General features: G+C 71.1%; 19 protein-coding genes. 11 read left to right on the forward strand and 8 right to left on the reverse strand.

All coding sequences use genetic code 11. The annotated features are described in order from the left end of the window. Positions 1 to 76 precede the first annotated feature (76 nt). The 5 genes from ACIQMV_RS25725 to ACIQMV_RS25745 are packed head-to-tail and all read left to right on the forward strand — an operon-like array spanning position 77 to position 6,691. Complete coding sequence (locus ACIQMV_RS25725) at positions 77 to 1,570, forward strand: aldehyde dehydrogenase (RefSeq protein WP_141363290.1); 1,494 nt, start codon at positions 77 to 79, stop codon at positions 1,568 to 1,570. After that, on the forward strand, positions 1,563 to 3,068 hold the full coding sequence (gene hydA, locus ACIQMV_RS25730; RefSeq protein WP_402595881.1) for a dihydropyrimidinase: 1,506 nt from the start codon (positions 1,563 to 1,565) through the stop codon (positions 3,066 to 3,068). Before ACIQMV_RS25725 ends, hydA begins: the two co-directional genes overlap by 8 nt. Before the next feature lie 41 nt (positions 3,069 to 3,109). Then, positions 3,110 to 3,889, forward strand: a complete 780-nt coding sequence (gene allE / locus ACIQMV_RS25735) for a (S)-ureidoglycine aminohydrolase (protein WP_402595882.1) — start codon at positions 3,110 to 3,112, stop codon at positions 3,887 to 3,889. Beyond that, positions 3,876 to 5,330: a M20/M25/M40 family metallo-hydrolase gene (locus ACIQMV_RS25740; protein ID WP_402595883.1), complete on the forward strand. Its 1,455-nt coding sequence runs from the start codon at positions 3,876 to 3,878 to the stop codon at positions 5,328 to 5,330. Before allE ends, ACIQMV_RS25740 begins: the two co-directional genes overlap by 14 nt. Then, positions 5,327 to 6,691 (forward strand): amidohydrolase family protein, encoded by a 1,365-nt coding sequence (locus ACIQMV_RS25745; protein WP_402595884.1) that lies wholly within the window; start codon positions 5,327 to 5,329, stop codon positions 6,689 to 6,691. The genes ACIQMV_RS25740 and ACIQMV_RS25745 overlap by 4 nt, the downstream gene beginning before the upstream one ends. A 113-nt stretch (positions 6,692 to 6,804) precedes the next feature. Here ACIQMV_RS25745 and ACIQMV_RS25750 read toward each other — a convergent pair whose 3' ends face one another. The 3 genes from ACIQMV_RS25750 to ACIQMV_RS25760 all read right to left on the reverse strand — a co-directional run bounded on the left by ACIQMV_RS25750 (position 6,805) and on the right by ACIQMV_RS25760 (position 10,491). Continuing rightward, on the reverse strand, positions 6,805 to 8,589 hold the full coding sequence (locus ACIQMV_RS25750; RefSeq protein ID WP_402595885.1) for a sensor histidine kinase: 1,785 nt from the start codon (positions 8,587 to 8,589) through the stop codon (positions 6,805 to 6,807). Next, positions 8,576 to 9,274 carry a response regulator transcription factor gene (locus tag ACIQMV_RS25755; RefSeq protein ID WP_402595886.1) on the reverse strand — a complete coding sequence of 233 codons (699 nt, stop codon included), beginning with the start codon at positions 9,272 to 9,274 and terminating at the stop codon, positions 8,576 to 8,578. Before ACIQMV_RS25755 ends, ACIQMV_RS25750 begins: the two co-directional genes overlap by 14 nt. Before the next feature lie 410 nt (positions 9,275 to 9,684). Then, positions 9,685 to 10,491 (reverse strand): L,D-transpeptidase family protein, encoded by an 807-nt coding sequence (locus ACIQMV_RS25760; RefSeq protein WP_402595887.1) that lies wholly within the window; start codon positions 10,489 to 10,491, stop codon positions 9,685 to 9,687. A gap of 721 nt (positions 10,492 to 11,212) precedes the next feature. Here ACIQMV_RS25760 and ACIQMV_RS25765 point away from each other — a divergent pair. From ACIQMV_RS25765 to ACIQMV_RS25775, 3 genes are all read left to right on the forward strand, one after another. Further along, positions 11,213 to 11,473 carry a hypothetical protein gene (locus tag ACIQMV_RS25765; protein WP_253266233.1) on the forward strand — a complete coding sequence of 87 codons (261 nt, stop codon included), beginning with the start codon at positions 11,213 to 11,215 and terminating at the stop codon, positions 11,471 to 11,473. A gap of 480 nt (positions 11,474 to 11,953) precedes the next feature. Then, positions 11,954 to 12,295, forward strand: coding sequence for a hypothetical protein (locus tag ACIQMV_RS25770; RefSeq protein ID WP_402595888.1), 342 nt, complete (start codon positions 11,954 to 11,956; stop codon positions 12,293 to 12,295). 233 nt (positions 12,296 to 12,528) lie between these two features. Further along, positions 12,529 to 12,945 carry an SsgA family sporulation/cell division regulator gene (locus ACIQMV_RS25775; protein ID WP_402595889.1) on the forward strand — a complete coding sequence of 139 codons (417 nt, stop codon included), beginning with the start codon at positions 12,529 to 12,531 and terminating at the stop codon, positions 12,943 to 12,945. A gap of 31 nt (positions 12,946 to 12,976) precedes the next feature. Here ACIQMV_RS25775 and ACIQMV_RS25780 read toward each other — a convergent pair whose 3' ends face one another. The 5 genes from ACIQMV_RS25780 to ACIQMV_RS25800 all read right to left on the reverse strand — a co-directional run bounded on the left by ACIQMV_RS25780 (position 12,977) and on the right by ACIQMV_RS25800 (position 17,949). Further along, a complete protein-coding gene (locus ACIQMV_RS25780) occupies positions 12,977 to 13,507 on the reverse strand; it encodes an adenylate kinase (RefSeq protein WP_402595890.1) in 531 nt (176 codons plus the stop codon). Positions 13,508 to 13,622: 115 nt separating this feature from the next. Further along, a complete protein-coding gene (locus ACIQMV_RS25785) occupies positions 13,623 to 14,678 on the reverse strand; it encodes an ABC transporter substrate-binding protein (protein ID WP_402595891.1) in 1,056 nt (351 codons plus the stop codon). Positions 14,679 to 14,867: 189 nt separating this feature from the next. Next, positions 14,868 to 15,755: an ABC transporter ATP-binding protein gene (locus ACIQMV_RS25790; RefSeq protein ID WP_402595892.1), complete on the reverse strand. Its 888-nt coding sequence runs from the start codon at positions 15,753 to 15,755 to the stop codon at positions 14,868 to 14,870. Then, positions 15,752 to 16,951: a FecCD family ABC transporter permease gene (locus ACIQMV_RS25795; RefSeq protein WP_402595893.1), complete on the reverse strand. Its 1,200-nt coding sequence runs from the start codon at positions 16,949 to 16,951 to the stop codon at positions 15,752 to 15,754. Before ACIQMV_RS25795 ends, ACIQMV_RS25790 begins: the two co-directional genes overlap by 4 nt. Next, complete coding sequence (locus ACIQMV_RS25800) at positions 16,948 to 17,949, reverse strand: FecCD family ABC transporter permease (RefSeq protein ID WP_402595894.1); 1,002 nt, start codon at positions 17,947 to 17,949, stop codon at positions 16,948 to 16,950. Before ACIQMV_RS25800 ends, ACIQMV_RS25795 begins: the two co-directional genes overlap by 4 nt. Positions 17,950 to 18,114: 165 nt before the next feature. On the opposite strand from ACIQMV_RS25800, the gene pstC reads away from it, so the two are divergent. The 3 genes from pstC to pstS are packed head-to-tail and all read left to right on the forward strand — an operon-like array spanning position 18,115 to position 22,476. Then, positions 18,115 to 19,368, forward strand: a complete 1,254-nt coding sequence (pstC, locus tag ACIQMV_RS25805; RefSeq protein WP_402595895.1) for a phosphate ABC transporter permease subunit PstC — start codon at positions 18,115 to 18,117, stop codon at positions 19,366 to 19,368. Between the two features lies 1 nt (position 19,369). After that, entirely contained in the window at positions 19,370 to 20,668 is a 1,299-nt protein-coding gene (pstA, locus tag ACIQMV_RS25810) for a phosphate ABC transporter permease PstA (protein WP_402595896.1), read from the forward strand. Next, a complete protein-coding gene (gene pstS / locus ACIQMV_RS25815; protein WP_402595897.1) occupies positions 20,668 to 22,476 on the forward strand; it encodes a phosphate ABC transporter substrate-binding protein PstS in 1,809 nt (602 codons plus the stop codon). The genes pstA and pstS overlap by 1 nt, the downstream gene beginning before the upstream one ends.

Raw genomic sequence — 22,476 nt, forward strand, 5'->3', positions numbered from 1 at the left:
AGGCCCGGCCCGGAACCGGACCGGACCGTCCGCACCACCCCCCGACCCCGACGACCCTTCGCAAGAGGAGCACCCCATGACCGTCACCGCCCAGGAATGGCACCAGCGGGCCGAGCAACTGCGCTGGGAGGAGCGCGCGTTCATCGACGGCGCCCACACCGACGCCGCCTCCGGCGAACGCCTCGACACCGTCTCGCCCGTCGACGGCCGCACCGTCGCCTCCAGCCCCGCCATGGGCCCGGCGGACGTCGACCGGGCCGTCGCCGCCGCCCGCCGCGCCTTCGAGTCCGGCGTCTGGTCGCGGATGGCGCCGATCGCGCGCCGCGCGGTGCTGCTGCGGTTCGCCGAGCTGATCCGACGCGACCGCGAGCACCTCGCGCTGGTCATGACCCTCGACAGCGGCAAGCCGATCGGCTCCACGCTCGGCGAGGCCGACCACGCGGCCGACGTGCTGCGCTGGTTCGCCGAGGCCATCGACAAGGTCTACGGCGAGGTCGCGCCGACCGCGGACAGCGCGCTCGCCCTCGTCACCCGCGAACCCCTCGGCGTCGTCGCCGCCGTCGTGCCGTGGAACTTCCCGATCGGCATGCCGATGTGGAAGATCGCCCCCGCCCTCGCCACCGGCAACTCCCTCGTCGTGAAGCCCGCCGAGCAGGCCCCGCACGTCGTCCTCGCGCTCGCCGCGCTGGCCGCGGAGGCGGGCGTCCCCGAGGGGGTGTTCAACGTCGTCACCGGCCTCGGAGAGTCCGTCGGCCGCGCCCTCGGTCTGCACCCGGACGTCGACAAGGTCGCCTTCACCGGTTCCACCCAGGTCGGCAAGTTCTTCCTGGAGTACGCGGCGCAGTCGAACATGAAGAGCGTGTCGCTGGAGTGCGGCGGCAAGTCCCCCAACATCGTCCTGGAGGACGCGCCCGACCTCGCCGCCGCGGCCGAGGGTGCCGCGCTCGGAGCGTTCGTCAACCAGGGCGAGATGTGCAGCGCCGGCTCCCGCGTCATCGTGCAGGAGTCCGTGCGCGAGGAGTTCACCGAGCGGCTCATCGAGGCCGCGGGCGCCTGGCGGCCCGGCGACCCCCTCGACCCGGCGGTGAGGATGGGCGCGCTCGTCGACGAGTCCCAGCTCTCCCGCGTCCTCGGCTACGTCGGCATCGGCCGTGAGGAAGGCGCGCGCGTCGCCACCGGCGGCGAGCGCGGACGCCCGGACTCCGGCGGCTGCTACCTGGAGCCCACGGTCCTCGCCGACGTCACCAACGACATGCGCGTCGCCCAGGAGGAGATCTTCGGCCCCGTGCTGTCCCTGATCACCGCGAAGGACGCCGACGACGCCGTACGGATCGCCAACGACTCCCAGTACGGGCTCGCCGCCGCCGTCTGGACCCGTGACGTCACCACCGCGCACCGGGTCTCCCGCGCACTGCGCGCCGGCACGGTGTGGGTGAACTGCTACAACCACTCCGACGTGACCGTCCCCTTCGGCGGCTTCCGGCAGTCCGGCACCGGCCGTGACAAGTCCCTGCACGCGATGGAGCAGTACACGCTGCCGAAGACGGTCTGGGTGAACCTCGGTGCCTGAGTTCACCCGGGGGAGGGCACCGCACTACGCCGCGTCCGGTGCGCCGACTCCCCCGGTCGCCGGCCGGGTGCTCGTCGCCGGAGGCACCGTCATCGGCCCCGACGCCACCGAAGCGGCGGACGTCCTCGTCGAGAACGGGGTCATCACGGCGGTCGCGAGCCCGGGAGTGCTGCGCCACGCCGACGCGGACGAGACGATCGACGCGGGCGGCTGCTGGGTGCTGCCCGGCGGCATCGACCCGCACACCCATCTGGACACCCTGATCCGCGGTCACCGCACCTGCGACGACTTCCACCGGGGAACCGTCGCCGCGCTCGCCGGGGGCACCACGTCGATCCTCGACTTCTGCTACCCGGAGCCCGGCGAGTCACCGCTGGCCGCGCTGCACGCCTGGCAGGACCGAATGCTCGCCCAGCGGCCCGCGGCGGACGTCGGCGTCCACATGGTGCTCGTCCAGCCCGGCGAGGACGAACTGGCCGAGCTGCCCCGCCTGGTCGCCGAGGGCGTCACCAGCATCAAGGTGTACATGGCCTACCGGGGCCGCCGGATGACGGACGACCGCGGGCTGCTGCGGATCCTGCAGTGCGCGGCCCCGCTCGGCATCACCGTGCTGGTGCACGCGGAGAACGGCGACGCGATCGACCTGCTCACCGCGCAGGCGATCGACCGCGGCGAGACCGCGCCGCACCACCACTCGCACACCCGCCCCGACCTGCTGGAGGCCGAGGCCGTCAACCGGATCGCACACCTGGCCCGGGTCGCAGGCGCCCGCGTCTACATCGTCCACGTCTCCGGCGTCACCGCACTCGACCCGATCCGCAGGTCCCGCGCGGCGGGCTGGGACGTACACGGCGAGACCTGCCCGCACTACCTCGTCCTCGACGAGCATGCCCTGGAGGGCGACCTCGCCACCGCGGCGCAGGCCGTGTGCTCACCGCCGCTGCGCCGGGCCGCCGACCAGGAGGCGCTCTGGAAGGCGCTCGCCGACGGCAGCCTCGCCATGGTTTCCAGCGACCACTGCGCGTTCCGGATCGCCGACCAGAAGATCATGGAGCCGCGGTTCGACTGCATCCTCAACGGCCTCCCCGGCATCGAGCAGCGCATCATGCTGCTCCACCACTTCGGGGTCCGCACCGGTCGCATCACCCCGCGCCGCTGGGCCGACGCCGTGTCCACGGCCCCGGCCCGCATGTTCGGGCTGCTGCCCCGCAAGGGCCTGATCGCCCCCGGCGCCGACGCCGATCTGCTCGTCTTCGACCCGGAGCGCCGCCGCACCCTCACGGTTGCCGACCACCACTCGGCCGTCGACCACCTGCCGTACGAGGGCATCGAGGTCATCGGCGCGCCCCGCGCCGTCCTCGCCGGCGGACGGATCGCCGTACGCGACGGGCGCCCCGTACCGGGCCTCGCGGGCGGCGGCCGCTTCCTCGCCCGCACGCCCGGCGTCCCGCACGCGGAGGAGCCGCGGCCCGCGGCCCCGGTCCTCCAGACCACCTGACCGCACACACCTCAGCCCACGACAGCCAGGAGAGAGATCACATGACCACCACCCCCGACCGCCCCTACGCCCCGCCGACCACGGTCTCCGTCTCCCGTGGGCGCCGCACCGACGCGTACCACCTGCTCACCCCGGCCAACCAGTTCCCGAGCCGGCTGCCCGGCTTCGACGGAGTGATCGTGAAGAAGCTGGCCACGCCGCGGCTGCACCGCGCCCGGTTCGGCTGGTACCTGCTGGAGATCGAGCCCGGCGGCGGCACCTCGGCCGTCACCGGCGCCGAGCACGAGCACTTCCTGCTCGGCCTCGACGGCACGCCGCACGTCCTGGCCGGCGACGCCGAGCACGACCTCGCCGACCAGGGGTTCGCGTTCCTGCCCGCCGGCACCGGCTTCCAGCTGCGCAACGACACCGCGGCCCCGGCCCGGCTCCTGTGGATCAAGCAGGAGCACCAGCCCTGGCCCGGCGTACCCGCCCCGCAGCCGGTCAGCGGACGGCTCGGCGACGCGGAGTACCGGCCCGGCTCGGTCGCCGGGATCAGCCGCGCCGAACTGCTGCCCGTCGACGCGCCCTACGACTTCTCGATGAGCGTGCTGTCCTTCGAGCCGGGCGCCGTCTTCCCGAAGGTCGAGGTCCACGACGAGGAGCACGGCCTGTGGATGCTGAAGGGCTCCGGGCTGTACCACCTCGACGGCGACATCATGGAGGTGGAGACCGAGGACTTCATCTACATGGCCCCGTACTGCCCCCAGTACTTCTACCCGACGGGCCCCGGTACCGCCGCCTACCTGCTCTACAAGGACATCAACCGTGACGGCTTCTGAGCACACCACCGACGCGACGGGCCCGGTACCGACGGGGACCGCGCTGCGCGACGCGCTGTGGACGAGGATCGACGAACGCGCCGACGAATTCCTTTCCTGGCTCGTCGAACTCGCCGCGCAGCCCAGCGTCAGCGTCACCGGTGAGGGCGTACGCGAATGCGCGGCGCTCCTCACCGACATCCTCAAGCGGATCGGCGTCGACTCCGAGACCCTGGAGACCGGCGGCAGCCCCATCGTCTGGGCGTCCCTCGGCGAGCACTCCGCCGAGGACACCCCGCACCTGCTGATCTACGGCCACTACGACGTCGTGCCCGCCGGCGACCCCGCCGACTGGCCGTTCCCGCCGTTCGAGCCCACCGTCCACGAGGGGGCGCTGTGGGGCAGGGGGGTCGGCGACAGCAAGGGCCAGCTCCTCGCCCATCTGTGCGCCCTCGCCGTCTGGACCGACGTCACCGGCGCTCCGCCGCCGCTGCGGCTCGACCTGATGCTCGACGGCGAGGACGAGACGGGCTCCCTGAACACCCGCCGCTTCATCGCCGAGCACCCGGAACGGTTCACCGCCGACGCCCTCTACACCTCCGACGCCTCCACGCTGGGCCTGTGGCAGCCGGCACTCTTCCTCGGCGTACGGGGCGCGCTCTACCTGGAGTTCACCTGCGAGGGCAGCCCGCAGGAGTGGCACTCGGCGAGCTACGGCGGCATCCTGCCGAACCCGGCGGACCGCCTCACCCGGGCGCTCGCGTCCCTGACCGACGCGGACGGACACATCCTCGTCGACGGCTTCCACGACGGCATCGAACCGGTCCCGGAGTCGGTCCGGACCGCGGCGGCGGCCCTCCCCGACACCTTCCTCCCCCCGGCCCAGGACCTGGGCGTCCGCGCCTACACCACGTCCGACCCGGTGGACGCGATGTTCTTCTCGCCGCGCATCTGCGTCTGCGGCATCGAGGCCGGCTACACCGGCGAGGGCCTGAAGATGGCGGTGCCGACCCGGGCGACCGCCAAGGTCGACATCGCCCTCATGCCCGGCCAGAGCCCGGCGCGCACCGCCCAGCTGATCCGCCGTCACCTGGACGACCACGGCTGGGACGACATCACGTTCACCGTCCTCGCCGACTGCCCACCCTCCTCGATCCCCGACACCCACCCGCTCGTCACCACGGCCCGCGCCGCGCTCGGCGCCGTGTGGGGCCAGGAAGCGGCGGTGATCCCCTCGATCGGCGGAGGAGGCGTCTTCGGCGCGTTCGTCGAGCACGCCGGACTGCCCTGCCTCCTCGTCCCGTACGGCCAGCCCGACCTGCAGGAGCACTCCTCGCAGGAGCACTTCTCCCTGGAGTGGTTCAGGAACGGCATCAAGACCAGCGCGGAGGTGTTGCGCCGCCTGGCCGAGGGCGAGGCCACGGGGTGGACGCGCCGCGTCCCGTCAAAGGAGGCCGGATGACCGTCGTCGACGTCCACACCCACATGCTGCCCTCGCAGGTGCTGGCCGGCGACTGGCCGCCGGCGCTCGCGGCGGGCCTGCGCACCACCGAGGACGGCCGCCTGCTCTCACCCACCGGGGAACGCTTGCCCGCCCACTACCCGGATCTGACCGACCCGGCCGCGGCACTCGCCCGTATGGACCGGCAGGGCGTGGACCGCGCCGTGGTCTCCCTGACCCCCCACGCGTACGCCGTCGGTACGGGACCGGAGGCGACGCGGTACGCCCGCGCCGCGAACGACGCGCTCGCCGCGTACGTGGGCGGCGCGGCGGCGGCCGGCCGGCTGACCGGCCTCGCGACCCTGCCCGTGGGCCGCCCCGAGGACGCGGCGGCCGAACTGGAGCGGGCGGTCACCCGCCTCGGTCTCGCGGGCGCGCAGATCACCACGGGCCCGGTCGCGGGCCGCCCCCTCGACCGCGCGGGCCTCGACGCGCTGTTCACGGTGTGCGAGACCCTGGACGTCCCGCTGTCCCTGCACCCGTCCTACTGCGGTCCCCTGCAGGACCCGGACCTGTTCCTGCACAACTCGGTCGGCGCCCCCCTGGACACGGCCCTCGCCTACGCTCGCCTCGCCGCCTCCGGCACCCTGGACCGCCATCCACGCCTGCGCCTGGTACTGGCCCACGGCGGAGGCGTCCTCGCCCAGCTCCTGCCCCGCCTGGACAACAACTGGCACTACCGCGCCGACCTCCGCACCCGCGCCCACCACCCGCCGAGCGCCTATCTGGACCGGGTCTGGTGCGACACGGTGGTCCACACCGCCCCCGCCCTCCGCCACCTCAAGGAAACCTTCGGCGAACCCCACCTTCTCCTGGGCACGGACGCCCCGTACGGCACGGGAGTGGCAGACCCGGTCCCCGCCCTGGAACAGGCAGGCCTGAACCCCCACGCACTGGGCGGGACCGCCGAACGCCTCTTCCGCACGGTGCGGTCCGGGTCGACCGCGACAGGACACTCCGCGGAGACCGTGGTGGATCTCCGCGAGGAGATCATCCGCCTCGAGTCCTCGCTCCTCGGTGCCGAGGCGCGCAATGACGTCGGCCGGCTCGAACAGCTGATCCATCATGACTTCTACGAGATCGGGCGCACCGGAAAGTACTGGGAGCGCGAGGAGGTGATCCGCGTCCTCAACAGCATCCCGGACCAGGTGCAGGGCGTGACCTTCGACCGGGTCGTGGAACTCGCCCCGGGCGTCGTCCACATTCGGTTCCGCACCGAGGACGCCGTTGGCGTGGTTCACCGCAGCTCCATCTGGACGCGCGAGGACGGTCGCTGGCAGCAGCGGTACCACCAAGGCACGCCGGACACCCAGGCCGGCTGACCGAGGCGGCCGCGCGGCCGGCGCCGCCCACCTCCGGACGACGAGGGCCGGGTGGTGCGCCACTTCCCCATCGGTGTGTGGCGTGCCCCTGCCGCAGTGTGATGGCGGCGCCTTCACGCCCGGTGCCGCTCCGCTCGCCGCGGCTTCGGCAGGTGCAGCGTGAACACCGTTTCGACGCCGGGGTCACTCGTGGCCGTGACGGTGCCGCCGTGGGCGGTGACGAGGTGGCGCACGATGGCCAGTCCCAGGCCGCTTCCGCCCGTCCGCCGGCTGCGTGACTTCTCCGCCCGCCAGAACCGGTCGAAGATGTGCGGGAGATCCTCCGGGGCGATGCCGCTTCCGGTGTCGCGCACCGTGAGCAGGACGTGGTCGTCGGTCTGCCCGGCGGTGAGGGTGATCGTGCCGCCTGCGGACGTGTGGCGGAGGGCGTTGGACACCAAGTTGCCCACGATCTGGCGTATCCGGACCGGGTCGGCTTCCATCTGAACGCCGTCGGCCGCCTGATGGAGCAGGGCGATGCCCGACGCCTCGGCCTGTGCTCCGTGCGCCGCGGCGACGTGGGAGAGGAGTGCGCCGGCCGACAGGAGTTCGCGGTGCAGCTTCAGCGTGCCGGCGTCGGCCGCGGCGAGGTCCTGGAGGTCGTCGACGACGCGTTGCAGCAGGAGGGCTTCCTCGTGGAGGCCGGCGATGAGCTCGGGGTCGGGCTCCACGATCCCGTCCCGGGTGACCTCCAGCCACCCGCGGATATTGGTGAGGGGGGTTCTCAGCTCGTGGGCGATGTCGCTGACCATGGCCTTGCGCTGCTCCTCCAGACGCTCGCGGCGCGCGGTGAACTCGTTGAACGCGGCAGCGAGGTACCCGGTCTCGTCCCGGGTGGTGACGGGCACCCGGATGTGCTGGTCGGCGGGGCACTGGGCAGCGGCCGCCAGGACCCGAAGGGGGCGTACGAGCCGTACGGCGACCACAGAGGTGATGGCGATGGTGAGAGCCAGGATCAGCCCCGTGACGCCGATGACCTTGATCTTGTTGGCGGTGGAGAGGTCGAAGCGCGGGTCGCTGCGTGAGACGTCCCCGAGGTACAGCTCGGCGACCGGTGCCACATAGGCGCCGAGCTGCCGGCGACGTGCCTCGTCCGCACAGTTCCGCGCCTTCTCGTCGTACTTGTCGTCGATGCGCTTGCCCTGGACGTAGGAGTCCCGCTCGGACCCCGGTAGTGAGAGGAATGCGTCGTGTCGGCCCAGACATGACTGGAAGAGTCCGTTCAGCTCGTCCAGTGCCGTCTGTTCGCTGTGTGTGGGGGTGTTCAGCTTGCCGTCGGCGCAGTCCCACGGGATCTCCTCGGCGCCGATCACCATGAGTCGGCCGCTCGGAGTCTCCTCCATGTCACCGTCAAGACCCTGGCTCCGCAGGCAGGCGAGGCGTTTGTCGGCGAGGCCGCGCAGATGTGCCCGATCGGCGTCGGACAGCAGGTAGGGCCCCACCGCACGCGGATCGATGCCGCCGAGCTGCGCCCCGGGCGAGGTGTAGGTGTCCACATGGAGCGGATCCACGATCGCCGACGCCTGGGTCGACGGGCGAACGCCCCGCGAGGCCGAGTCCGCGATGACGACCCCGCTCGTCGTCGTGAGGGATATGCGGCGGCCTGTGGTGCGGGACAGTTCGGTGACGATGCCCTGGACACCGTCCCAGCGGGGGTGGGTGGCGGCGAATCCGCTCAGGCGCCGGAGGATGTCCGTGTCCTCGGACAGGACATGGCCGCGCGCCTCGGTCACGGCCCTGGTCGTGGTCTGCACGGCGAGCCATGCGGTGGCGGCCACCGAGCAGACGGCGATGACCACCGAGGTGAGCAGCAGCCGGAAGAGCAGGCTGCGATGGAGAGGAACCTCAGGAAGCACCACGGCCGCCGACGAGCTTGTATCCCACGCCGAAGACGGTCTGCAGATACGCCGGTCTGCGGGGATTCGGTTCGATCTTCTTCCTCAGGTTCATGATGTGCACGTCCACGGCCCGTTCGGTGGACGCCCGGTCGAAGCCGCTGGAGTGCTGCAGCAGTTGCCGGCGCGAGAAGACGCGGCCCGGCTCGGCGACCATGGCGAGCAGGATTCCGAACTCGCCGGGGGTGCAGGGCACGATCCGGCCCCCGCCCCTGACCTCGTGCCGTACCGGGTCCACCGTGATGTCACCGGCCCGCAGCACGCGGTCGCCGCCGTCGGTGTGGCGCTGGGTCCGGCGCAGCACGCTGCGGATCCTGGCGAGGAGTTCCCGGGGGCTGTAGGGCTTGGTCATGTAGTCGTCCGCGCCGATGTCCAAGCCGGCGAGGACGTCTTCCTCGGTGGAACGAGCGGTGAGCATGAGCACGGGAATGTCGTGGTGGCGCCGCAGAGCGCGGCAGACGCCGATTCCGTCGAGCTCGGGGAGCATCACGTCGAGGACGATCAGGTCCGGGATCCGTTTCAGCGCCTCGTCGACGGCGGCCCTGCCGTCGTGCACCACGACCGCCTCATGACCCTCCGACAGCAGGAGTCGCCGGATCAGCGCGGACTGCAGCTCATTGTCTTCGGCAACCAGGATATGTGCGCACACGGCGATGACTTTAACCATGCTGACCTGCGGTTTCTATGCACAGAGCGGTATCTCGCATCCTGACAACTTCCTGAAAACTGCCTGCCACCCTGTGGCCGTGCCCGATGGCGCGTGCGGTGTGGTCGACGCACGAACGCGTGACACGCGGCCCTCGTCGGCCGCGGGCGTCCCCGTATATAAGGGTCGACGGAGAGGTATTCGTCGGCCGGCGCACCCGGCAGAACGGAACCCGGTAGGCGGCCCGGTTCCCGGATCGTCCCGGCGGTGACGGAGGGTCAGGGCCACGCTTCCGTGCGGCGCGGCGGTCGCGTCACCGTGCGGGACCGATTGGCAGGCGGGCTCTGCCACCCGTTGAGCACACGCGGTCCGGTGGCCCCGGCCCCTCGTCCCGGCACCACCGGACCGCGCGCTCAGCGGGCCAGGGACTCCGCGTCGCCCATGACGATCACGGGATGCCGTGCGGGATCCAGCGCGAGCAGCAACGCTTTCATATGGGCCTTCCGCAGGCTCACACAGCCATGGGTCGGACCACCGTGGTCCACGTGCAGCCAGATCCCGCCGCCCCTCTCCGCGCCGAGGGGCCGGGTCCAATCGAGCGGTGAAGTGCCCGCCTCGCGGTTGTAGTTGATGGCGACGACATAGTCGAAGGAGCCGGCCAGCGGCTCACCCGCGAATCCGTTCCCGCCGATGCTGAAGGCGTTGGAGCGGCTGTACGGAAGCCGGGACCCCGGGTCCGGCAGAAGACCACCGGCATCGGTGAGGCGGAACACCCCGATCGGCGAGCGCAGATCGTTGAGATGGTGGTCGTCGGTCCAGCCCTGGAGAGCGTTGTGCGCCTGCCAGACGCTCCCAGCCTGCCAGCCGGAGGCGGCGCGGTCGTACAACGCCACAGTCGACTCCGGGGAGTTGATGCCGTTCCCGGTGACGAGCACGACCTGCTCGCTCTCCTCGGGAATCGAAGCCGACGTCTGCGGCCCCACGCCGGGCAGTCCGGCGGACGCGGTTTCCTCGTGCAGCGAGGTCGAGGCAGCCGCACGTGCCGGAGCAGACACGACGGCCCGGGGTGAGTGGGCCGGCCTGTTCGCTTCCTTCCCCTCGCCCGCGACGACGACCTGGTCCGTGACGCCCGGGCCACTGGCAGTGCCGCACCCCGACAGCACCGAAACGGCGGCCCCGCAGGCGATGGACAGACGTATGCGGAACACGGGTGAACGCATGGAGTACTCCGTACAGCGAGGACAGCGGAGGCACGGGCGGCCGATCGGCGTCACCCGCGGGCATGGCCTCACCCTGGAGCACACTTTTGAGGATCTCGTCAGAGTCGGTGAGGAGCAGCACGCACACCGGACGGGGCCCTCGCCCGGCGGGGACGGACGTCGTCCACCTGCGGCGAAACCTCATCGCTCAGATCGTCGTCCTCGCAGGAGAGATCCAGCCTTCTTCTTCCGTCGGTATGCGCTGAGTGCCGCGTTTTCCCCCGGCTGGGCTCATGGTGTCACGCGTTGAACATGTCCGAAATGACAGTTACCAGGGCTGTTATTACGTTCATCTCAGGTCGGTCACCCGACCGACCTCCGTGAGACAGAGAGAAGTGACATGCCCACGCGTACCTTTGCTGTGGCCGCTGCCGGCGTAGGCGCGGCGGTCCTTGCAGCCGCCGGTATCACCTACGCCGCGACCTCCGGATCCTCTCCGGCGTCCCCATCTGTCCACCAGCCGGCCGCAGCTGTCCACCGGGCTGCGCAGCCCGACCAACGAGCCGCCCAGCCCGACCAACGGGCCGCCCCTGCCGCGGCTCCCGAGAGCGGCGGGGGCGGAGAGAGGGGCGGCGGCGAAGAGAGGGGCGGGGGCGGAGAGAGGGGCGGGGGCCACGACCGCGAGGGCGGCGGACGCGACTTCGGACGCAAGGAAGAGGGAAGGATCTACTTCAACGACCGTGTGTACTCCGCCGCCGCCGAGGGCTGCATCACCACCGCCAGCGGACTGGGCTCCAGCAGCTTCAACGTTTTCAATGACAGCCGGCGGACCATCGAGGTCTTCCGTGGCTTCACCTGTGACAACGGCGCCCCGGTCGCCACCGTGGGTCCCCACGGCGCCACCAATGGCGTGGTGACCCGTACCGTCCACGGGAGCCTGTTCGGTGACGATGGTGTCGTGGGCAGCTTCCTGGTGCTCGCCGACGACGACGAAGACTGGTGACAGCGTCGCCCGGAGCACAGGAAGGATCCCGGCCCGCCGTAATCGGGCCGACACTCCCCGAACCGCTCCGGGTCTGACGCAAGGCTCCGAGCCCTCCCGGAGCCCGGCTTCTTCCCAGCCACCGAAAAACGGCGCCTGACCTGGTCTTTCGACCGTCAGGCGCCTCTTGTTCGACCACACTCACGGCAGGGCCCGGTTTTGCGCGGCTTTCCAACGCGGCCGTGAAATGGGCAAGTTGCTCGCCATCAGGTGGCACAAGCACCGAAAGGAGCGGGCCCCGGCCGCCTCCCGAGAACCGGCTCGAAACAGCGGGGGCCGCAGGAATATTCCGACGCGGCGACTCCTCGGCGCGTGGTGCACCTCACGCCCGAACTAGTTCATCGTTCAACAAGTCGGGGTTAGGGTCTTCAGTGCCCAGTGAGGCAGATAAGCACTAATTTTCCCGTTCGCATCGTGGAGCGAGGAAAGAGAGGAAACACCATGGCAAGCAGGACTGTTCGTGGGGCTGTCATCGCGATCATCTCGACCGCCGTCGCGGCAGCCGGGCTTCTCGCCACCGGCGGCTCCGCCTCGGCTGCGACGTACCCGAGCAGCAGCCAGTCGGGTGTCGTCTCGGCCGTCCGCGTCTCCGACCACCACAAAGAGGACCGGCACAACCACCACGGCAGCCGCCACTGGACCAGGCACGACAAGCATGACGGCGACCGGGCGCGGATCGACGAAGGCCGTCAGCAGTGGGTTCTCGACCAGCTCCGCTGGGTCGACGGCCACGGACACACCTCCTGGGACGGCCTGAAGCACCACGACGCCTCACACCGCTGAGGAACCGCGGTCACCAGGACCGCCACCGTTCGGGCTGCCGTACATCAGGGGGCAGGTAACGCGGCCCGAGCCACCCCGGCCCCTTGCGGGCCGGCGTCACAGAACCGCGGGGGCGGCATTCGGGGTCGCTCAAGGGACAGCGGCGGCCACAGGACCGAATGCCTCCCCCGCGCCCCCAGCGAAGGTTCGGCGGCCACCGCCGCCCCTTCCGCCGACGAGACGCACACAAAGTCATGATCACTTGCGTAGACCACATGCTCGGCATGGAGCTCGTGACGCCCCAGGGCACACGGCTCCCCGTACCGACCCACCTGCTCTACAGGTCGCAGGACCCACTCGTGGTGGAGTTCCTCTTCCAGGGCCTCGCCCTGAGCCCCGTGTCCTGGGTCATCTCACGCGAGCTGCTTGCCCGAGGGATCCTGGCGGCCGGCGGAGAGGGCGACGTGAGGGTGTGGCCGACCGGAACCGGCCCGGAAGCCCTCCTGCACATTCTCCTGAAACCACCGGACGGCTCGGCCCACCTCATCGCCCCGCTGCCGGCCCTCGCGCACTGGCTGTTCCGTACCTACGAGATGGTGCCGGCCACCCACGAGACTGAGGCACTGGACCTGGAAAGCCACCTCGACCGGCTTCTGAACGAGTCGCCCTGAAGGCGCCCGCCACGGGAACTCCCGCGACGCCTCATTTCCCGCGCGGGAGGGACGTCAGCCAGGCCGCCGTGCCGTCGGGGTGCCCGAAGCGGAGGGTGTCGAGAGGAGCGAAGCGGGGATCACGGACACGGCGCTCGATCTCCCGGCGGCGGGGCCCGTGTTGGGACCACGCCCACCAGGCCGGGTGTTCCCGGCTCAGCCAGTCCCTCCAGGTCTCCCTGTTGCCGCCGAACAGAACCTCGCGTGTGACGGTGCGCCGGAAGGACCGGCGCAGGACGCGGGGCATGATGACACGCTTGGGATAGTCCAGCCATATCACGGTGTCGGCGCGGTCCCACAGCAGGTCACGGACTTCCGGATAGCCGAGGGAGTCGATGATCCAGCAAGGCTCCGCGGTGAGCCGCGAAACGTCCCCGGTCAGTTCGTCGTTGACGGCCCAGTCGGGACCGTTGAAGTACAGCGCGTCCATCTCGTGGTAGGGCAAACCCAGCCGACGGCTCAGGGCATGGGCGAGCGTGGATTTGCCCGCACCGGTGACACCCACCACCAAGATCCGTTCCACGGGTGCACTTTATCCCTGCACCCGGCGAGGAACGTCCCGCATGTCCTGTGGCCGATACACGCCACGGCGTAAACCCGTGCCAGGGCGCACACTGCCTGGTCCTCGCGGCCGGGGCCTACTTGGTGAGGTGCGACTCCAGGTCGCCGAGCACTTCCTCGGCTGCCGTCACGCCGAGGCCGAGGTACCAGGTCTCGTCCGGGACGTCGTAGGCGTGCCCGGCCTTGACGGCGCCGAGGTTCTTCCAGAGCGGGTTGCCCTGCGCCTGGGACTTGTCGGTCGCCTTCGCGTCGCCGTAGACGCCGGTGAAGATGTAGTCGGCGTCGGCCTGGTCGATGTTCTCGGCGCTGACTTCGGCGGCGAGGTCGTCGATGTCCTGGTTCTTCGGCCGGGGGATGCCGACGTCCTTGAGGATCGTGCCGATGAACGAGGCGTTGGCGTACAGGCGGATGACGCCGTCGGGCAGGTAACGGACCATCGAGACGGTCGACTTGTCGGCACCGAGCTTCTCGCCGAGGGCCCCGGCCCGCTTCTCGTAGGCGGCGAGCTTCTGCTTCGCCTGAGCGGTCTTGTCGAGCGCGGCGGCGTTCAGCAGGTAGTTCTCCTTCCAGGTGAAGCCGGGACGGAGGGAGAAGACGGTCGGCGCGATCTGCGACAGCTCGTCGTACTTGTCGGCGGCGCGGAGTTGGCTGCCCAGGATGAGGTCGGGCTTGAGCGCGGCGATCGCCTCCAGGTTGAGGCTGTTGATCGTGCCGACGTTCTTCGGGCTGCCCGCGTCCTTCTTCAGGTACGACGGGAGTTCGGGGGATCCCTCGGTGGGCGCGAGGCCGACCGGCTTGATGCCCAGAGAGACGACGTTGTCGAGTTCGCCGACGTCGAGGACCACCACGCGCCTGGGCTGGGCCTTCAACTCGGTCCTGCCCATGGCGTGGGTGATGGTGCGGGGCCACTCGCCGGGTGCCGCGTCGGTGCCCATGGCGGCGGTCTTCTTCGCCGCGTCCTTGAAGTCCTCCCCGCCCTGGGCGACGGACTTCTTGCCGCCCGCCCCGGCCTCGGCCGAGGACTTGCCGCCCGCGCCCTCGCCGCCTGCGGAGGATCCACCGCAGGCCGTCAGGGCGAGCGCGGCGGCGAGAGTGAGGGCTGCGGCGGTGGTGCGGCGGCGTCCGGCGGACATGGGAAGGGCGCTCCCGTCGTGAGAGGGGTGGGGACACACGGGAAACGCCAGGGTCAGGACCCCGGCGAACCCGCAGAGTTTTAGGTAAGGCTTACCTTATGAGATGCCTGTGTGTCTGATACATCCAGAGCGTGTGCTTCCGCTCACATGCCGCCTTGTCTGCTCATTTCCGAAGCGTCTTTTCGCAGGTCACCGGGCGCCATTACGCGCCGCCGGGACGGTCGCTCCGCCCTTCGTGTCCTCACCCGCGCTCGTGCCGTCCGCCGACCGCGGAGGGCCGGGCACCACCATGGGCCCGCCCGTGACCGGGTCCGGCACGACGACCGACGTGAGCCCGAACACCTCCTGGACCAGCTCGGCGGTGACGATGTCACCGGGCGGCCCCTGCGCGACGATCCTCCCCGCCCGCATGGCGATCAGATGGTCGGCGTAGCGCGCGGCCTGGTTCAGGTCGTGCAGCACCGCCACCACCGTCCGGCCGCGCTCCCGGTTGAGCCGGCGCACCAGGTCCAGGACCTCCACCTGATGGGCGATGTCCAGGTACGTCGTCGGCTCGTCGAGCAGCAGCAGATCGGTGTCCTGGGCAAGTGCCATGGCGATCCACACCCGTTGGCGCTGCCCGCCCGACAGTTCGTCGACCGGACGCTCGGCGAGATCGGCGGTCCCGGTGCGTTCCATGGCCTGCGAGACGGACGCCTCGTCCGTCTCGGACCACTGCTGCCACCACTTCTGGTGCGGCTGGCGCCCGCGCGCGATCAGGTCCCCGACCGTGATCCCCTCCGGCGGCACCGGGGTCTGCGGCAGCAGCCCGATCACCTGGGCGATCCGCTTGGTGGGCAGGCGGGCCAGTTCGGTGCCCTCCAGCAGGACGGCCCCGCGCCGCGGCTTCAGCAGTCGGCCCAGGGCACGCAACAGGGTGGACTTGCCGCAGGCGTTGGGGCCCACGATGACGGTGACCCTGCCGTCCGGGACGTCCAGGTCCAGCTCCTCGACGACCGTACGGTCCTCGTAGGCGAGGGTGAGCCCCCGCGCGGCGAGACGGGAAGTCCCGGGGGCGGTGGGTTGGTTGCCGGTCACGCGGTTCCTCCGGAACGGCTGCTACGGGTACGGACGATCAGCCACATCAGATAGGGGGCGCCCACCAGGGCGGTGAACACGCCGACCGGAAGCTCCAGCGGCGAGAAGAGCCTGCGGGCCAGCAGATCTCCGACGACCACGATCAGCGCGCCCGTCAACGCGGAGCACACCAGCGGAATGTGCGGGGCACGGGTGAGCCGGCGGGCGATCTGCGGGGCGAGCAGGGCCACGAAGTCGACAGGCCCCGCCGCACCGGTCGCGACGGACGCCAGCACGACACCGAGGACGCTGAGCCCGACCCGGACGCGGCCGAGCCGGACACCGAGGGCGACGGCCGTGTCGTCGTCGAAGGCCGAGCCGCGCTGCGCGCGGGCCGCCCACAGTAGGAACGGCACCAGCAGCACCAGGACCGTGGCGAGTGGTGCCGCCTGGTCGTAACCGCGGCCGTTGAGCGATCCGGTGAGCCAGATCCTGGCCTGCTGGGCGACCAGATAGTCGCCCTTGGTCACCCACAGCCTGGTCAGCGAACCGAGTGCCACCGAGATGCCGATGCCGATCAGGACGAAGCGGGAGGCGGCCAGCCCGCCCCGCCAGGCGAACAGGTAGACGAGCAGCGCGGCGAGCAGACCGCCCGCCACGGACACGTACGGCAGAACGGTGTACGAGGTGAGCCCGAACGTCATCGCGGCGACCGTCGCCGCACCCGCGCCGTGCGTCACGCCGATGACGTCCGGACTGGCGAGCGGGTTGCGGGCCATGGTCTGGATCAGCGCGCCGGACAGGCCGAAGGCGATGCCCACCAGCAGCCCGGTCACCAGGCGCGGCAACCGCAGTGTGCCGACCACCAGTCGGTCGGGGCTGGGCAGTCCCAGCAGGACGCGGACCACCTCGCTCGGCGCGACGAACGACTCGCCGACGCACAGCGACGTCACCACGGCACCCGCGAGCAGCACGGTGAGGACGGCACCCACCACCAGGGCCCTGCGGTGCACCAGGAAACTGCCCCGCCCGGCCCGCAGCACGGCGTGTCCGGCGGGCCGGCCAGGCGGACGCCCGCCGCCGTTGCCGCCGTTGCCGCCGTTGCCGCCGTTGCCGCCGTTGCCGCCGTTGCCGCCGGCGGCATCGTGTCCGCCGTGCCCCGCGTGCTCCGTCCGCTTCAGGTGCGCGGCGCGCTCCCCATGACCCAGCCGCGTCATGCCGCCACCGCCTTCCGCCGGACCAGCACGATCAGGAACGGCACACCGGCCAGCGCGGTCATCACGGCCACGGGCACCTCCGCGGGCCGCACCACGACCCGTCCGAGCACGTCCGCCAGCAGCAGCATCACCGGCCCGAGCAGCGCGGCCACCGGCAGCAGCCAGCGGTGGCCCGGTCCGACGAGGGCCCGGGCCATGTGCGGCACGGCGAGGCCGATGAAGGCGATGGGACCGGCCGCCGCGACCGCGGCGCCGGTCAGAACGGTCGCGCCCAGGGCACCGGTTGCTCGCAGCAGCGCGACGTTGCGGCCAAGCCCCCGGGCGATGTCGTCGCCGAGGGCGAGCGCGTCGAGGCCGCGCGCCATGGCCAGCACCAGCAGCAGGCCGGCGAGGAGGAACGGCCAGACCTGACCGGCGATCGTGGCGTCCCGGCCGCTGATCGAACCGACGTCCCAGAACCGGAACTCGTCCAGGGCGCGTGCGTTGGTGGTGAGGACGGCCGAGATCAGCGAGGCGAGGAACGCGTTCATCGCGGCGCCCGCCAGCGCCAGCTTGACCGGGGACGCGCCGCCTCGTCCGCTGCTGGCGACGGCGTAGATCAGGACCGCCGCGACTCCCGCGCCCACGAACGCGTACCAGACGTACCCGGTCAGGCTGTGCACCCCGAGGAAGGCGATGGCGCAGACGACGCCCATCGACGCACCCTGGCTGATGCCCAGGATGCCGGGCTCCGCGATGGGGTTCCGGGTGATGCCCTGAAGAACCGTTCCGGCAACGGCGAGCGCGGCCCCGACCATCACCCCGATGACCGTGCGCGGCACCCGCAACGACCGTACGACCTGCGCGTCGGCGCTGGTCCCGCCGTGCACCAGGGCGTCCCAGACCACCGAGGGCGCCACCGGGCGACTGCCCACCGCGAGACTGAGCAGCACCGCCAGCAACAACAGGAGAAGAGTGGTGACCAGCCACCCGAGGCGGCGTCTTGCGACTCCTGACATGAACCCTTCCCCGTATCGCTTAGCTTAGGCTCGCCTAAGCGTACGTGGTGTCCCAAACGCGCCCTCGCCCACGTCGGGCACGCGGAGGCGGGACCAGCGGGACACCTCGCTCGACTCCCACACAGGAGCGGCACAGAAATGGCATGAACCGTTCATCGACCGGCCATGCGAGACGCGTTGGGCCGACAAGATCCGGCCATTGAATCTCATCGCGCGGACCGACCGGTCATCGCGAGATTCGTTTCCACAGTGGGGGGACCACACGTGGTGGCCACGCACCATGGGCTCGGCGGACGAGATGCGGACGGACCCGGCCCGGGCACAGCGGAGTCCGAGGCATCGGTTTCCGGCAGATCGGGGTCCGACAGACCTGACTCCGACAGATCGGACTCCGACAGACCGGAGCCCTGCAGCGGGCAGTTCGGCAGCCCGGAGTCGGGTGAACCGGCGCCCCGGCGGCCCCGTGCCGCGCGCGGGTTCGGAGACCGGGTCTTCCGCTTCCAGCTGACGGCCACCGGAGTCGTCGTCCTCGCCATCATGGCGGCGGTCGGCCTGTTCCTCCTGCTGAGGGCCGGACAGGCGCTGCGCGTGGCCAAGTTCTCGTTCCTCACCACGGCCGCGTGGCAGCCGGACGCCCACAACTTCGGCATCGCGGCCGTGCTCACCGGAACCCTGCTGATCGCCGCCGTCGCGGTGACCATCTCCGTTCCTCTGGCCATCGCGACGGCCCTGTTCATCTCGGATGTGGCGCCGCGGAAGCTGCGCCGCTCCCTGGTCACCATGGTCGACCTGATGGCCGCCGTGCCGTCGGTGGTGTACGGACTGTGGGGGCTGTTCCTCCTCCAGCAGAACGTCATCGGGCTGTCGCGCTGGCTGTCCGACTGGTTCGGCTGGATCCCCCTCTTCAAGGTGGACGGCACCCAGCCGGGCGACCCGCTCGCCTCCGCCAGCGTCTACACCGCGTCCACCTTCGTCGCCGGCATCGTCGTCGCCCTGATGGTCGCACCGATCCAGTGCTCGGTGATGCGCGAGGTCTTCACCCAGGCGCCGGCCGGTGAACGCGAGGGCGCCTACGCGCTCGGCGCCACCCGCTGGGGGATGATCCGTGCGGTCGTCCTGCCCTACGGCAAGGGGGGCATCATCGGTGGGACGATGCTCGGGCTGGGCCGGGCGCTCGGCGAGACGATCGCGGTGTACATGATCATCTCCCCGGTCTTCGTCATCCAGCCGCACATCCTGCAGACCGGCTCGAACTCGGTCTCCGCGCTGATCGCGCTGCACTACGGCGACGCCTCCCCCTTCGGTATGTCGGCGCTGATGGCGGCGGGCCTGGCGCTGTTCGTGCTCACCCTGGCGGTCAACTTCACCGCCTCGACCATCGCGGCCCGCTCCCGTTCCGGCGCACAGAGCGAGGCATGAGATGACCGTCGTCCAGGACACCGCCCACAACATCGCCGAGGACCCGGCACCCGTCGGCGCTCCCGCGCCCGGCGAACTCCCCGACGAGCCCCGCCGGATCGGCGGCCCGACCCGCTCGGGTGTGCTGGCCCTGTGCGGCTCCGCCCTCTCCGGGCTCTGCGCCGCCGTGTTGCTGTTCGGGCAACTCGCCCCGTTCTCCGGCCGCCTGGGGTTCGCGGTCACCGCCTACCTCGCCTTCCTCGCCTGTTACGCGGTGCTGACCGGGCTGGAGGAGGACGGACAGGCCGTACGCGACCGCGTGATGACCGTGGTGCTGTGGACAGCGGCCACGCTGCTGTTCTTCGCGCTCGCCCTCGTCGTCGGTTTCACCGCCTGGCGCGGGCACGAGGCGCTGAGGCACCTCAACTTCCTCACCGAGGACATGCAGTCCGCGGGCTCGCTCGACCCGCTCACCATCGGTGGTATCGCCCATGCGATGCTCGGCACCCTCTTCATGATCACCATCGCCCTGGCGATCACCGTGCCACTGGGCCTGGCCTGCGCGGTCTACCTCAACCAGGTCCCAGGACGCTTCTCCCGGTTCGTACGGACCATCGTGGAGGCGATGACGGCGCTGCCGTCGATCGTGGCCGGCCTGATGGTGTACGCCATCTGGATCCTCAGCCTCGGCATGGAGAAGTCCGGCCTCGCGGCGGCCTTCGCGATCAGCGTGATGATGCTGCCGATCGTGATCCGCGCGGCGGACGTCGTGCTGCGGCTGGTGCCCGGCACGCTGACCGAGGCGGCCGAGGCGCTGGGCGCTCCGCGCTGGCGCACCGTCTGGCACGTGGTCCTGCCGACCTCGCGCTCCGGCCTCGCCACCGCGGTGATCCTCGGCACGGCCCGCGGTGTCGGTGAGACCTCGCCCGTACTGCTCACCGCCGGCTACAACGCGGCGTTCAACGCCGACCCGCTGCACGGCCCGATGGTCTCGCTGCCGCTCGCCGCCTTCACCTTCGTCAAGCGGCCCGACCCCGCGATGATCGCCCGCGGTTTCGGCGCGGCGGCTGTCCTGATGGCCCTGGTCCTCGTGCTCTTCGCCATCGCCCGGGTGATCGGCGGACGCGGTCCCGGCCAGCTCACCCGCCGCCAGGCCCGCCGCACGGCCCGTGCCTCCCGCCGTGACGTCGACCGCTTCGCCGAACTGCACGCCCCGGCGCTCTCGCTGTTCGACGGCGTCCCCCAGACCACCGACCTGTCCACCACGACTTCCAGGCCCACCACCGAGGACCTGGGACACAAGCCCGGAGAAACCGACTGATGCGCAGTCACCTGCACCTTCGTCCGCGCCGCCTGCGCGCGCCGGCGATCCTGGGCGCGCTGCTCGCCATGATCGCCGGGCTGCTGGCCGGCCCGCTCGCGGCGACCGCCGCCGCCGAGAGCTACACCCCGATCGCCGGAGCCGGCTCCACCTGGGCCGAGAACGCCGTCGACGAATGGCGCCGCGCCGTCAACCAGTACGGCATGCGGATCAGCTACGCCGGCACCGGATCCTCCGACGGCCGCCGCCAGTTCCTCAGCGGCACGGTGGACTTCGCGGTCTCGGACATCCCGTTCCAGACCAACCCGACCGACGGCTCCGCCGCCGAACGGCCGGCCGGCGGATCGTACGCCTACATGCCGATCGTGGCCGGCGGCACCGTCTTCATGTACCACCTGACGGTCAACGGCCAGCGGGTCACCAACCTCCGGCTCTCCGGTGACGTGGTCACCAAGATATTCACCGGCGCCATCAAGTCCTGGGACGACCCGGCGATCAAGGCCGACAACCCCGGCCTTCAGCTGCCGCACCGCCCCGTCGTCCCGGTGGTCCGCTCGGACGGTTCCGGCTCGACGGCCCAGTTCACGCTGTGGATGGCCAACCAGCACAAGGCCCAGTGGCAGGACTACTGCCGCAAGGTCGGACGCTCCAGCGCGTGCGGGCAGACCTCGTACTACCCGACCGTACCCGGCATGATCGCCCAGTCCGGTGACCTCGGTGTCGCCGCCTACGTGGCCCAGAGCTACGGCGAGGGCGCGATCGGCTACGTCAACTACTCGTACGCGCTCAACGCGCACTATCCGGTCGCCAAGGTCCTCAACCACGCCGGCTACTACACCGAGCCGACCCCGCAGAACGTCGCCGTCTCGCTGCTCCAGGCGAGGATCAACACGAACAAGAGCTCGCCGGACTACCTCACCCAGCAACTCGACGGCGTCTACAACGACCGGGACAAGCGCAACTACCCGCTCTCCAGCTACTCGTACATGATCCTGCCGCTGAAGGTGCAGGGCACGTTCACCAAGGAGAAGGGCAAGACGCTCGGCGCGTTCTCCTACTACTTCATGTGCCAGGGCCAGCAGCAGGCACCCCAACTGGGGTACTCGCCACTGCCGATCAACCTCGTCAAGGCGGGCTTCGACCAGATCCGCCGGATCCCCGGCGTGCAGACCCAGAACATCAACATCAAGGGCTGCAACAACCCGACCTTCACGGCCGACGGCCACAACAAGCTCGCCGAGACCGCGCCCTACCCGGCGGAGTGCGACAAGAAGGGCGCCTCGGCCTGCACCACGGGCAGCGGCGGCGCCAAGTCCAGCGGCGGCTCCGGAACGTCCGGTGGCGCCTCGGGCGGATCCACCGGCGGCGGTACGAACGGCGGCTCCACCGGCGGCAGTTCCACCGGCGGCGGCGCGACCGGCGGTTCCACCGGGGGCGGTTCGGCGACCGGCGGCGCGAACGGCGGCGGCTCGGGAGGCACGGGCGGCACCGGTGGCGCCGGCGGCACGGGCGGCACCGGGCCGGACGGCACCGGACAGCCGTCCGTCGACCCCGACACCGGGCAGACCCTCGCGCCGGGCGGCGCGGCGGGCGGCGGAGCCACGGTCGCCGACGGCACCATCGCCCTGGCCCAGCCGGTCACGGTCGCCGGGCGCCACGGCTGGACCGGCACCCAGACCCTGATGCTGATCACCGCCCTGCTGCTGCTCGGGCTCGTCCTGCTGCCCTCCGTCGTCTCCCGGGCGATCGCCGCCCGCAACGGCGGCCGCGGCGGCCACGATCGGTTCACGGACGGGGGTTCGCGATGA

This window comes from Streptomyces sp. NPDC091412, from assembly GCF_044756885.1.
GTDB lineage: Bacteria > Actinomycetota > Actinomycetes > Streptomycetales > Streptomycetaceae > Streptomyces.